This window comes from Streptomyces sp. T39 (genome assembly GCF_008042045.1).
In the GTDB taxonomy this organism is placed as follows: Bacteria; Actinomycetota; Actinomycetes; order Streptomycetales; family Streptomycetaceae; genus Streptomyces.
Genome location: NZ_RDBP01000012.1, coordinates 3,584,638 through 3,595,663, shown reverse-complemented (window position 1 = coordinate 3,595,663; position 11,026 = coordinate 3,584,638). Strand labels below are relative to the sequence as shown.

Here is an 11,026-nt window from a genome sequence, read left to right as displayed (position 1 = left end):
ACCTCGATCCGCCGGGTGTCGAGGGTGCCGGTGCGCACGACGGTGACGTCGAAGGAGTCGTGGCCGGTGGCGTACACCTCGCGGCCGTCCCGGGAGACGTCCACGTCGAAGGGGCGCCGCCCCACCCCGGCGGTGCCGGTGACCTCCAGGGAGGCAGTGTCGACGACCTCCACCGTGCCCYCGCCCCGTCCGGGCGGACCCCCGCCGGCAGCCTGCTCGTCGCCGACTTCGGCGCGGACACCGTGACGTTCGTCGACCCGGTCCGGGGCGCCTTCGACTCGGTCGAGGTCGGCACCGCCCCGTACGGTCTCGTCGTCGGCGACGACGGGCGGGCCTGGGTGGCCACCGCCGAGGGCGTCGCCGTCGTGGACACGGCCGGCCGGACCCGGATCGCCCGGATCCCCTACGAGACGGACGGCATCGGCCCCCCGGAGCACGGCGAGTACCGGGGCGGCGGGATGGGCATCGCGCTCGCCCCGGACGGCCGCCACGTCTACGTCGGCGTCAACCGGCCCGGCGGCGAGGGCACGGTGGAGGTCGTCGACACTGCCTCCCTGGAGGTCACCGGCACCGCCGGGGTGGGGCGGCGCCCCTTCGACGTGGACGTCTCCCGGGACGGCCGCGAGGTGTACGCCACCGGCCACGACTCCTTCGACGTCACCGTCGTGCGCACCGGCACCCTCGACACCCGGCGGATCGAGGTCGCCCCCTACGGCACCGAGGGCGGCCCGGGTTCGTGGCTCAAGCCGCACTACGCGGTGGTCCGGCCGTCGGACGGGCGCCTGCTGCTGCCGTTCGAGGGTGAACGGCTGGTGGTCCTCGACCCGGCCGCCGGCACCTCGCGCGTGGAACGGATGACCGCGGACACCCATCAGCACGGCGCGGCGGTCACCGCCGACGGCACGCTGCTGGTGGTCGGCACCGGCCCGATCGACCCGGCGAGCGACGAGGGTCCCTCGCTCACCGTGCGCGCCCCGGACGGCGGCGAGCGGATCGTCCCGCTGGAGGGACCCCACGAGGACGTGGCCGTCTCCGCGGACGGCCGCACCGCGTACGTCACGGGCGGGTTCACCCGCGACGGTCACTGGGACGGCATCACCGTGGTGGACCTGGGGTCGGGCGACACGAGGCGGCTCGGCGCGGGGACCCGTCCGCTGGGCGTGACGGTGCTCTGAGGGCCGCCGACGGGGGCCGGTTGTTCCGGAACGTCTCGGTCCGCGACCGTTCCGGAACCACCTTCGACCGACTCGGGCCGTGGCTCTCTGGTGGTGGCCGGTTTCGCCGTGTAGCGTCCTTCCACAGATGTCGTGGTTCGCAGTCCCTGCCCGCGCTCCGGCGTGGGCGCTTTGCTGTGCAGTGCAGGACCAGGGCGATCACCTCCGGGTCCGCGCGGTGCGGATCCGATATCGACTGAGAGGCACCGGCATGGCCAGCGGCACCGTCAAGTGGTTCAACTCCGAAAAGGGCTTCGGCTTCATCTCGCAGGACGGCGGCGGCCCCGACGTCTTCGCCCACTACTCCAACATCAACGCCCAGGGCTTCCGTGAGCTCCAGGAGGGCCAGGCCGTCACCTTCGACGTGACGCAGGGCCAGAAGGGCCCGCAGGCGGAGAACATCACCATCGCCTGACGCGCGTACCACCCACCGTGCCCCCCGGAGCAGTGCTCCGGGGGGCACGGTCGTGTACGGGCTCGTTCCAGCGGGCACGCGCGCCCTTTCCCAGCGGGCACGGGCGGCCGTGTACGGGCTCTTCCCCTCCGGGCGGACAGCCGGCCCCGGCGCGGTGCATCTCAACTGGCGGGCGGGCATTGATCGTTGCACCCCGGCGTGCTCCAATGACCGGCGTGACGGGTCACTCCTGGCTGCGCCGGCGCCTCTTCCTGGACCTCGCGCGGACCTCGTCCGCGGCGTGTTCCGCGCGCCGCTGACCCCGCGCCCCCGTCGTCCGGCCGTTCGGTCACCCTCTCCTGCGCCTTCCGCGTCGCGCCCGCCTGCCCGCGCGCCCGCGTGCCCCTGCCGTCCCCGGGGCCGCCGGCGTGCCGCCCGCGTGCGCCTCCCACTCCCCGGAGCCGCCMCGTGCCCACCCGCAGCACCCCCACCCGCAAGCCGTCCGCCCGCCAGTTGAGATGCACCGCGCCGGGGCCGGCTGTCCGCCCGGAGGGGAAGAGCCCGTACACGGCCGCCCGTGCCCGCTGGGAAAGGGCGCGCGTGCCCGCTGGAACGAGCCCGTACACGACCGTGCCCCCGGGAAGGGGTCGAGGGCTCCGGCGCGCGGGGGGCCGAGGGCGCGGCCACCGCGTACGACGGGCGCCGGGCCCGCGAGTCCGGCGCCGGAGGCCGTGTCCACGGCGGCATCGCGCACGTCCCGCGCCGGCCCGCTCCCCGGTGTGGTGCCGTCCGGCGCGTCCCGGGCCCGCCGGCCTCCCGGCGCGGCTGACTCCGGACCGGCCACGAGGCGGAGCCGCTGGAGGGCGGGGTCGTGGGCGATCGGATCGCCCGGCTCCTGGAAGTGCAGCGCGACCCCCGCGCCGGCCCGGTACGCGTCCAGCCCGGCGCGGCAGTACGCGACCATCGGGTCCGGCAGCGCGTCCAGCGGGAAGAAGCCCATGGCGTCGCAGACGTGCGGCTCCCTGACCCGCGGCGTCCCGGCCCAGCGCGTGACCTCGAAGAAGAACCCGACCCGCGCCCGCCCGCCGGGCCCCCTGTGGTGCACCGTGACCGCGGCGCGCACGTCGTCCCCGTGCACCACCAGGCCGGTCTCCTCCAGCGTCTCGCGCACGACGGCGGTCACGACGTCCTCGTGGGCGCCGTCGACATGACCGGACGGGGCGTGCCACATCCCGGCCGCGTAGACGGCACCCGCGCGGCGCGACAGCAGCACCTCCGGCCCGGCGTCCCCCGCGCGGACCGCCAGCAGGTGCACGTCCAGCGGCAGGGAGTACCGCGTCCGCCCGCTCACCGGGGGCGCCCCGCCGGCCGGGCCGCCGGGCGGCCCTGCCACCCCGACGCGGTGCAGGGCCGGCCGGCGCCGATGCCGTCGGTCGCCGCGCGCGTGCACGGGACGATCCGCCGGGGCGGCTCCGCGGCGCTCCGCCACCGCCACCCGACGCACGTGACCGGCTCGCGCACCTCCGCACCGCCCGTCCGGCGACGGGGCCGGAAGAAGAGCGGGATCCGCGGCTGCCCTCCGGGCCGGTCGGCCGCGTGCACGGTGTGGACGAGGCCGAGGTCGTCGGCGTCGATCACCGGACCCGCCTCCTCGTACGCCTCCCGCACCGGGCACGCCCTCGCCGGCTCGTCCTCGCAGTGGCCCGCGAGGGCGTGCCGGACCCCGCCCGGGCACGCCACGTCCGGATGCCTCGGCCCGAGCGGCACCCGTCCGTGCCGCTCCAGGTGCCGATGGACGCCCACGGCGTGCGGCACCGTGCCGGGCGGCCCGGCGACGGCACGGGGCCCGCGTCCGGCCGGGGACGGTACGTCACATGGGCACGGCAGAGGGTGCATGACGGCCTCCGGTGAGAGCTGACGCGTTGTCGGGTCAACGACGGCGACCCCCGTGTCGAACACACGTCTTTCGGACGTGCTGCGAGCCCCGGGATCAGGCGAATGCGTGGTCGTGCGCGATGACGCCCCTTGTCCGGCCGGGCCGGAGCGCAGACCCGGAGATGGCCGAAACGCCGACGCCGCCCCCCAGGACCTGCGTCCTCCCCGGCGGTCGTGTCGAGATCCTGCCTCCGGCTCCGTCCCCGGTGCGGACGCGGCCACAATGGGTCGCACCTGCGAGGAGACAGACGATGGCCAAGTACCTGTTGCTCAAGCACTACCGGGGCGCCCCGGCGGCGGCGAACGACGTGCCCATGGAGCGGTGGACGCCGCAGGAGATCTCGGCGCATGTGCAGTACATGCGCGACTTCGCGGCCAGGCTGGAGGAGTCCGGTGAGTTCGTGGACGCTCAGGCGCTCGCGCCGGAGGGGACATGGGTGCGTTACGACGGCGAGGGGAGGCCGCCGGTCACCGACGGGCCGTTCGCCGAGACGAAGGATCTCGTCGCCGGCTGGATGGTGATCGACACCGACAGCTACGAGCGTGCCGTCGAGCTGGCCGGGGAGCTGTCGGCCGCACCCGGAGCGGGCGGGAAGCCCCTCCACGAATGGCTGGAACTGCGGCCGTTCCTGACCGCCCCGCCCACCGTCACGGAGTGACCACCGCGATGGACGAGGCCCTGCTGCGCAGCCTCACCCCCGGCGTGCTCGGGATCCTCGTCCGCCGCGGGGCGGACTTCGCGGCGGCCGAGGACGCGGTGCAGGACGCGCTGCTCGAGGCGGTCCGCGTCTGGCCGTCCCGCCCGCCGCGGGATCCGAAGGGCTGGCTGGTCACCGTCGCCTGGCGCCGGTTCCTCGACGCCACCCGGTCGGACGCCGCGCGCCGCCGGCGCGAGGACCTCGTGGAGGAGGAGCCGGCGCCCGGGCCAGCGTCCGCGGTGGACGACACGCTGTGGCTCCACTTCCTGTGCGCCCACCCGTCGCTGACACCGTCGTCCGCCGTCGCGCTCACCCTGCGCGCCGTGGGCGGCCTGACCACCCGTCAGATCGCCCGGGCGTATCTGGTACCCGAGGCGACCATGGCGCAGCGGATCAGCCGGGCCAAGCGCACCGTCGCCGGGGTGCGTTTCGAACAGCCCGGGGACGTCGCCACCGTGCTCCGCGTCCTCTACCTGGTCTTCAACGAGGGCTACTCCGGCGACATCGACCTCGCCGCCGAGGCGATCCGGCTCACCCGGGAGCTCGGGGCCGCGGTCGACCATCCCGAGGTGGCGGGGCTGCTCGCCCTCATGCTGCTCCACCACGCACGGCGCGATGCCCGGACCGCGCCCGACGGGAGCCTGGTGCCGCTCGCCGAGCAGGACCGCGGCCGGTGGGACACCGGGGCGATCGCCGAAGGGGTCGGGATCCTCCAGGCGGCGCTCGCCCGCGACCGGCTGGGCGAGTACCAGGCGCAGGCCGCCGTCGCGGCCCTGCACGCCGACGCGCCGACCGCCGAGGAGACCGACTGGGTCCAGATCGTCGAGTGGTACGACGAGCTCGCCCGTCTGACCGACAGCCCCGTCGTCCGGCTCAACCGCGCGGTGGCCGTCGGCGAGGCCGACGGGCCGCGGGCGGGCCTGGCGGCACTTGCCGAGGTGGACCCGGGGCTGCCCCGGCGCACCGCGGCGGCGGCGTACCTCCACGAACGGGACGGCGACCCGGGGACGGCGGCCCGGCTCTACGCCGAGGCGGCCCGGCAGGCGTCCAGCCTTGCCGAGCGCGACCACCTGACCCGTCAGGCCGCCCGTCTCAACGCCCACCGCGGCCCCTGACGGACACCCGCCTCCGGCGGCTTGCCCGGGGGCGTGTCTGCCCGGGCGGGCGCCGAAGGCGGCCGCGTCCCCGCCGACCGCAGGCCGTCGTGATCGCGCCCGCGCCCGCCTCGGCGCGGGCGCGATCACGACGGCCTGCGGTCGGGAGTGTTCCCACAGGAGCGGCGTTCTCCGCCCGTCGCGAGCACCCGTGGATCGGCTGCCCGCGCTCCCATGCCCGTCGGAGCGGGTGGGCCCGGGGCCGGACCTGTCGGTCCGCTCGTGGCGGCGTGCCCGCGGCAAGGGGCTGTCGCCGTGCCCCTGCTGCGGCCGGGGCACGGCTACGGGGAATCCACGAGCTCCCACCTGATCTCGCCGTCCTGCCGGTGTGCGGTGGGGGCCAGACCGGCGGCCGCGGCGACGGCGGCGGAAGCGTGGTGGTCCGGATGGACATGGGCCCGGATCGTGTGCACGCCGCGCCCGCGGAGCCAGGCGACCAGCCCGCACGCCGCTTCCTTGGCGATTCCCCGCCGTTGCCAGGGCGTCCCGGTCACCCAGGCGACCTCTGCCGCGTGCCCTCGCCCCGTCGCGGTGACCGTCGCCTGCACCGTCCCGGCCAGGCGGTCCTCCTCGCGGAGCCGGATCACCCAGTTCCACCACGTGGCGGACGGGTCGGGTGAGCCCGCCACCAGGCGTTCGTACCGCGCCCGCAGCGCCTGAGCGGAGTGCGGGGCGCCGCCGATGTAGGTGTGCAGCGCCGGATCGCCGAGCACCCCGGCCATCTCCTCCGCGTCCTCGACGGCGAGCGGCACGAGGCTCAGCCTCCGGGTCTCGACCATCTCGATGGTGCTCGCGTCCACGCTCTCTCCCGTCCCTGCGCTCCCGCCGCACGGCGCGGGCCGTCCGACAGTACCGGCCGCGCACCCCTCCCCGGTGTGAGCCGGCGGGCGGACGGTCCTCCGGGCCGTCGCGGTGGCCAGGTACCCGGAGGCGGCAGGAGCCGGGCGCGCTGTCCCGAGGTGCGGCGGACCCGGTCACCCTCCCGCGGCGCGGCGCGGTGCCAGGGGAGGGCCGTGTCGACCACCGGATGTCCGCCCGTCCGGACGGCGGCGGTGCGGGCGCGGGTCAGCCGCGGGCGCGCGCCGGGACGGGGCCTGTGGAGGCGGCGGTGACGCGCGGGCCGAAGGTCTCCTCCGAAGGGACGGAGACGACCGCGGCGGCGCGGGGGCGGCGTCCCCCGAGGCGGCACCCGACGCATGAGGTGTGGCCGGCCGCCGCCGAGGTGTCCCGGACGTGCCAGGGCTGTTCGGTCACGGGGCGCGGGCCGCTCGGCTTCCCCCAGCCGGCCAGATGCAGCGCCCAGGTGACCAGTACGGCGAGCACCATGAGCGCCGCGCCCGCGGCGAGGAGCCCTCCGGAGCCCGCGGCCAGCCCGGCCCCGGCGGCTCCGCAGCCCGCGACCGCGATGCCGGTCCCTGTCCAGCCGGCCACCGTGTGGCCCAGATCGTGGTCCCCGTGCATGCCCATGCGGCGCTCCTCGGTGGGTGGTGCGGTGCGATCCTGGTCCGGGCGCCCGCCGATCGGTGAGGGCAGGCGACTAGATTGCTTAGCTCGCGAGATAAGATACTTGGATACTAAGGGGATGGCGTGGGGCAGGGCAAGGCACGCCCGGCGGCGACGGCCGCGGAGGCGCAGTACGCGATGGACCGGATGATCGCGGTCGCCCAGTTCGGGCAGCAGGACATCGCGCGACGGCTCGGGATCAACGTCACCGACCTGACCTGCCTCGGCTTCCTGATCGAGGCCCAGGCGTCCGGAGAGGCCCTGGCGGCCGGCGGACTCGCCGAACGCGCCCGGCTGACCACAGGCGCGATGACAGGGGTTCTCAACCGTCTGGAGAAGGCCGGGTACGTGCGCAGGATTCCCGACCCGGGGGACCGTCGCCGGGTGACCGTGAAGATGGAGGAGTCCGCGCAGGAGCGGATCCTGGAGGTGTACGGCCCGTTCTATGCGCGTCTCGGGATGCTGTTCGCCGACTACGAACCGGCCGAGGTCGCCGTCCTGGCCGACTGGTTCGGGCGGGCGACGGAGCTGTTCCAGGAGTCCCTGGACGAGATCCGGGCGGCCGCCGTCGCCCCCCGGCGGAACCCGGGCGCCTGACGCCGGGACGGGCCCGGCGGGGAGGGACGGCACGCACCCGCGCGCCCGTCTGCGGCGCCCGCGGGCACGTGGGCCGTGTCCCCCCGTACGGCACGCAGCCTGGGGGAGCCCGGCTGCCACCGCACCGGTCACGGGTGCATCCGCGCCCCCTTGAGGACCTTGTCCACGGCGTTGCGCGGTCCGTGGACGGCCAGACCCACCAGATCGAGGCGGTCCCCGCCCACGGCCCGCACGGCTGCCCGGTTGTCCCGGTCGTTCCCCGTCCCGAAGAGGTCCGAGGTGAACACGGACGTCACCAGCGAGCGGGACAGCGCACGGCCGTGGGCGAGGGCCACCGTCTCCTTGCCGCCCTCGAAGACCAGCACGGGCTGGCGGAACATCGGCAGGTACGCCGTGCCGTCGGCGTCCTCGTACGGCGCGCCGATCACCTCGGGGACCGCCGTGCTCAGGCCGCTGACCAGGAAGGCGGTCACGTTCAGCCGCTGCCAGGACTCCAGGTCGTCACGGAGCAGGACGGCGATCTTCGTGTCGAAGCGGACGGGCGGGTCCTGGGCCGGGACGGCGGTCTGGTCCGTTGTCGTGGTTCTCATGCTGTGAGACTGCACGGTCCGCGCATCCGGGGTCTTGTACGTTCTTTGCGTGGCAGTCCGGCACGACGTCCGAGCGTGGCGCCCTTCGGTTCCGGGCGTACGGGAGGTCCTGCACGCCCACTTCACCGAGCACGCGTACCCCATGCACGTCCACGACGACTGGACGCTGCTCATCGTCGACGACGGCGCGGTCCGCTACGACCTGGACCACCACCGGCGCGGCACCCCGGGCGACACGGTCAGCCTGCTCCCGCCGCTGGTCCCGCACAACGGATCGCCCGCCACCGCGCAGGGATTCCGCAAGCGGGTGCTCTACCTCGACACGACCCGGCTGGACGAGACCCTCATCGGCCCCGCCGTCGACGGCCCCGACCTCACCGACCCCCTTCTGCGCACGCGCATCGGTCAGTTGCACTCCGCACTCGCCGTTCCGGGGGACGAACTCGAGGCGGAGAGCCGTCTCACCCTCATCGCCGAGCGGCTGCGCGCACACCTGTCGCCCGGGGCGGGCGTCCCCGGCTCCCCCGTCCGCGGCCGCGGCGTCGCCCAGGACCTGCGCGACCTCCTCGACGAGCGACTGTGCGAAGGCGCCTCCCTGGAGGAGCTCGGACGCCTGCTCCACGTCCACCCCGCCCATCTCGTGCGGTCCTTCAGCGCGGCGTTCGGCATCCCCCCGCACCGGTACGTCATGTCCCGGCGCGTCGATCTCGCCCGCCGCCGGCTCCTCGCGGGACAGCCGCCGGGCGAGGTGGCGGCCGCGCTCGGTTTCTACGACCAGCCCCATTTCACCCGGCACTTCAAACGGATCCTGGGCACCACTCCGGGCCGGTACGCCCGCACCGCGACCGGACGGGGCACCGGGAGCGTGCCGCCCGCCGCCGGCTGACGCGCGGACGGACGCTGCGACCGGCCGTGCGGCGTCCCCCCGGCCCCGCCGGCCGGTCCGGTCAGGTGGTGCGCGCACGCAGCCGGCGCAGCATGCGGGGGTCCTCGAAGCCCACCGTCCGGGCGGCGGAGTCGACCGTCGCGCCGTGGCTGATGAGATGTTCCGCGCGTTCGAGGCGGAGGGTCTGCTGATAGCGCAGCGGGGTGAGCCCGGTGGCGCGGCTGAAGAGACGGGTGAGGGTCCGTTCGCTCACACCGGCGTCCGAGGCCAGCACGGACAGGGGGAGCGGCCGGTCGAACCGGGCGTCGATCAGGTTCTGCGCCCGGTGGACGGTGTCGTCGAGGTGGGCGCGGTGGCGGAGCATCGCGCTGGCCTGCGGTTCATGGCCGTTGCGGCGGGCGTAGACGACCATCTCCCGGGCCACCTGCGCGGCGACGGCCGGGCCGTGCCGGGTCGCGACCAGGTGCAGGGCCAGGTCGATGCCGCTCGCGATGCCCGCCGAGGTGATCACGCGGTCGTCCGCGGTGAACAGGACGTCGGGGACGACGATCGCCCGCGGGTGGCGGCGGGCCAGCTCGTCCTGCACGTCGTGATGGGTGGTGCAGCGGCGGCCGTCGAGCAGCCCGGCCCGGCCGAGCGCCTCGGCTCCGGCGCAGACGCTGGCCACCGTGCCGCCCCGGGCGTGGTGGTCCCGGAGCACCCGCAGCGCGGCGGCCCCGATGACGGGGTCGCCGGCCGGGGCGGACGTCCGCCAGCCGGGCACCACGATCAGGTCGTCGGGGCCGAGCCGGGGCCAGTCGAGCCGGGCCACCAGCGGCAGCCCCTGGGCCGTGGGCACCTCGCGACGCTCGGCGACGTAGCCGAGCGTCCAGGGGTGCCCGAAGTCGGCCGCGGTGGAGAAGACCTGCGCGGGGCCCGCCAGGTCCAGCAGATGGACTCCGGGCACCAGGAAGAAGACGACGTGGCTCACGATCCGGTCATCATGCCGGACGGCCCGCCGCGGCCTCCAGCCCCTCGACCGTCGCGATGGTGGCGAAGCGACCGGCGAGGACGTACTCGGTGCGGCGGACGACCTCGGCGGCAGGCAGGGTGCGGGGGTCGGCGAGCAGGTCCTCCACGCTCTGCCCGGCGGGGGCGTCGCGGTGGGGGATGGGGTCGGTCGTGGTCGCGTCCACGACGAAGGTGACGCCGTAGCCGAGGTCGCTCGCGACCCGGGCGGTGGTCTCCACGCACTGCTCCGTGCGGATGCCGCAGACACTGAGCTCGCGGACGCCGTGCTGGGTGAGGAGTTGCTGCAGGTGGGTGGTGGTGAAGGCGTTGTGCGAGGTCTTGTGGAGCAGCGGCTCCCCGTCCGCCCGTTCCAGCTCCTCCATCAGCCGCACATGACCCGATGCCGGGTCGAACACACCGCCGCTGCCCGGCTCGGAGTGCAGCACCCACACCACCAGGTCCCCGGCACGTCGGGCGAGGCCGACCAGCCGGTTCACCCGGTCGGCGATCTTCGGGTCGAGAGTGGCTGCCCACAACGGGCGGGCACGGAAGGATTCCTGGACGTCGATGACGATCAGCGCTCGGCTCATGTGCTCCATCCTCGGCTGCCGCACGGTGCCCGACCAGGCCGCATCGGGTCCGGCAGCGGACCGATCCGGTCACCGGGGCAGGCCGCGGGCCGCTCCCGCCCGCGAGGGCGACCACGGCCGCGACGGTGCGGCGTCGGCGCCTCGCGTCCCCCGACTCCGGTGGGAGACTGGTGGTGTGACGGACATCCGACGGCAGACGGACCGGCGCCTGGAACGCACCATCCTGGAGCTGCTGGACCGGCGCGCCCCGTCCGCGACGATCTGCCCGTCCGACGCCGCGCGGGCCGCGTACGACGGGGACGACGACGGCTGGCGCGCGCTCATGGAGCCCGCGCGCCGCGCGGCACGGCGACTGGTCACGGCCGGCGAGGTGGAGATCACCCAGGGCGGCAGCCGCGTCGACCCGGCCACGGCACGCGGCCCGATCCGCATCCGCCGCACCCGCTGAACCACCCCCGGCCCCGCCCCCATCCGC

The 11,026-nt window shown here is 75.5% G+C and carries 14 protein-coding genes; 7 read left to right on the top strand and 7 right to left on the bottom strand.

Annotated elements, in window-relative coordinates:
• The first annotated feature begins 59 nt into the window (after nucleotides 1-59).
• The gene (locus tag EAO77_RS17330; protein WP_261994000.1) at nucleotides 60-1,175 is read left to right on the top strand and encodes a YncE family protein; all 1,116 of its coding nucleotides are present in this window, start codon (nucleotides 60-62) and stop codon (nucleotides 1,173-1,175) included.
• A gap of 250 nt (nucleotides 1,176-1,425) precedes the next feature.
• Nucleotides 1,426-1,629: a cold-shock protein gene (locus EAO77_RS17325; RefSeq protein WP_147988844.1), complete on the top strand. Its 204-nt coding sequence runs from the start codon at nucleotides 1,426-1,428 to the stop codon at nucleotides 1,627-1,629.
• A gap of 328 nt (nucleotides 1,630-1,957) precedes the next feature.
• Here the strand turns inward: EAO77_RS17325 and EAO77_RS41035 are convergent, their stop codons facing one another.
• Together EAO77_RS41035 and EAO77_RS17315 are read right to left on the bottom strand one after the other, a co-directional pair.
• Nucleotides 1,958-2,959 carry an NUDIX hydrolase gene (locus tag EAO77_RS41035; protein ID WP_147988843.1) on the bottom strand — a complete coding sequence of 334 codons (1,002 nt, stop codon included), beginning with the start codon at nucleotides 2,957-2,959 and terminating at the stop codon, nucleotides 1,958-1,960.
• Nucleotides 2,956-3,411: an NUDIX domain-containing protein gene (locus tag EAO77_RS17315; RefSeq protein WP_147988842.1), complete on the bottom strand. Its 456-nt coding sequence runs from the start codon at nucleotides 3,409-3,411 to the stop codon at nucleotides 2,956-2,958. Before EAO77_RS17315 ends, EAO77_RS41035 begins: the two co-directional genes overlap by 4 nt.
• Before the next feature lie 383 nt (nucleotides 3,412-3,794).
• On the opposite strand from EAO77_RS17315, the gene EAO77_RS17310 reads away from it, so the two are divergent.
• A complete protein-coding gene (locus EAO77_RS17310; protein WP_147988841.1) occupies nucleotides 3,795-4,202 on the top strand; it encodes a YciI family protein in 408 nt (135 codons plus the stop codon).
• A gap of 8 nt (nucleotides 4,203-4,210) precedes the next feature.
• A complete protein-coding gene (locus tag EAO77_RS17305) occupies nucleotides 4,211-5,356 on the top strand; it encodes an RNA polymerase sigma factor (protein WP_147989192.1) in 1,146 nt (381 codons plus the stop codon).
• 320 nt (nucleotides 5,357-5,676) lie between these two features.
• On the opposite strand, the gene EAO77_RS17300 is transcribed toward EAO77_RS17305, so the two are convergent.
• Both EAO77_RS17300 and EAO77_RS17295 read right to left on the bottom strand, forming a co-directional pair.
• Nucleotides 5,677-6,174, bottom strand: coding sequence for a GNAT family N-acetyltransferase (locus EAO77_RS17300; RefSeq protein ID WP_147989191.1), 498 nt, complete (start codon nucleotides 6,172-6,174; stop codon nucleotides 5,677-5,679).
• Between the two features lie 286 nt (nucleotides 6,175-6,460).
• On the bottom strand, nucleotides 6,461-6,862 hold the full coding sequence (locus tag EAO77_RS17295; protein ID WP_147988840.1) for an HGxxPAAW family protein: 402 nt from the start codon (nucleotides 6,860-6,862) through the stop codon (nucleotides 6,461-6,463).
• A 120-nt stretch (nucleotides 6,863-6,982) separates the two neighbouring features.
• Between EAO77_RS17295 and EAO77_RS17290 the strand changes: the two genes are divergently transcribed.
• Nucleotides 6,983-7,495: a MarR family transcriptional regulator gene (locus EAO77_RS17290; protein ID WP_315986095.1), complete on the top strand. Its 513-nt coding sequence runs from the start codon at nucleotides 6,983-6,985 to the stop codon at nucleotides 7,493-7,495.
• A gap of 128 nt (nucleotides 7,496-7,623) precedes the next feature.
• Here the strand turns inward: EAO77_RS17290 and EAO77_RS17285 are convergent, their stop codons facing one another.
• Nucleotides 7,624-8,085, bottom strand: a complete 462-nt coding sequence (locus tag EAO77_RS17285; RefSeq protein WP_147988839.1) for a DUF2000 domain-containing protein — start codon at nucleotides 8,083-8,085, stop codon at nucleotides 7,624-7,626.
• Nucleotides 8,086-8,134: 49 nt separating this feature from the next.
• Between EAO77_RS17285 and EAO77_RS17280 the strand changes: the two genes are divergently transcribed.
• Nucleotides 8,135-8,971, top strand: a complete 837-nt coding sequence (locus EAO77_RS17280; RefSeq protein WP_147988838.1) for a helix-turn-helix transcriptional regulator — start codon at nucleotides 8,135-8,137, stop codon at nucleotides 8,969-8,971.
• A 61-nt stretch (nucleotides 8,972-9,032) separates the two neighbouring features.
• On the opposite strand, the gene EAO77_RS17275 is transcribed toward EAO77_RS17280, so the two are convergent.
• Together EAO77_RS17275 and EAO77_RS17270 are read right to left on the bottom strand one after the other, a co-directional pair.
• The gene (locus tag EAO77_RS17275) at nucleotides 9,033-9,941 is read right to left on the bottom strand and encodes a GlxA family transcriptional regulator (protein ID WP_147988837.1); all 909 of its coding nucleotides are present in this window, start codon (nucleotides 9,939-9,941) and stop codon (nucleotides 9,033-9,035) included.
• A gap of 10 nt (nucleotides 9,942-9,951) precedes the next feature.
• On the bottom strand, nucleotides 9,952-10,551 hold the full coding sequence (locus EAO77_RS17270; RefSeq protein ID WP_147988836.1) for an isochorismatase family protein: 600 nt from the start codon (nucleotides 10,549-10,551) through the stop codon (nucleotides 9,952-9,954).
• 175 nt (nucleotides 10,552-10,726) lie between these two features.
• Here EAO77_RS17270 and EAO77_RS17265 point away from each other — a divergent pair, with 175 nt between their 5' ends.
• Nucleotides 10,727-10,999 (top strand): DUF3253 domain-containing protein, encoded by a 273-nt coding sequence (locus EAO77_RS17265; RefSeq protein WP_147988835.1) that lies wholly within the window; start codon nucleotides 10,727-10,729, stop codon nucleotides 10,997-10,999.
• Nucleotides 11,000-11,026: the final 27 nt, after the last annotated feature.

Bases quoted from the DNA above. Each gene is read 5' to 3' on its own strand.
- EAO77_RS17305 (WP_147989192.1), top strand. From the start codon at position 4,211: ATGGACGAGGCCCTGCTGCGCAGCCTCACCCCCGGCGTGCTCGGGATC.
- EAO77_RS17300 (WP_147989191.1), bottom strand. From the start codon at position 6,174: ATGGTCGAGACCCGGAGGCTGAGCCTCGTGCCGCTCGCCGTCGAGGAC.
- EAO77_RS17325 (WP_147988844.1), top strand. From the start codon at position 1,426: ATGGCCAGCGGCACCGTCAAGTGGTTCAACTCCGAAAAGGGCTTCGGC.
- EAO77_RS17270 (WP_147988836.1), bottom strand. From the start codon at position 10,551: ATGAGCCGAGCGCTGATCGTCATCGACGTCCAGGAATCCTTCCGTGCC.
- EAO77_RS17310 (WP_147988841.1), top strand. From the start codon at position 3,795: ATGGCCAAGTACCTGTTGCTCAAGCACTACCGGGGCGCCCCGGCGGCG.
- EAO77_RS17285 (WP_147988839.1), bottom strand. From the start codon at position 8,085: ATGAGAACCACGACAACGGACCAGACCGCCGTCCCGGCCCAGGACCCG.
- EAO77_RS17295 (WP_147988840.1), bottom strand. From the start codon at position 6,862: ATGGGCATGCACGGGGACCACGATCTGGGCCACACGGTGGCCGGCTGG.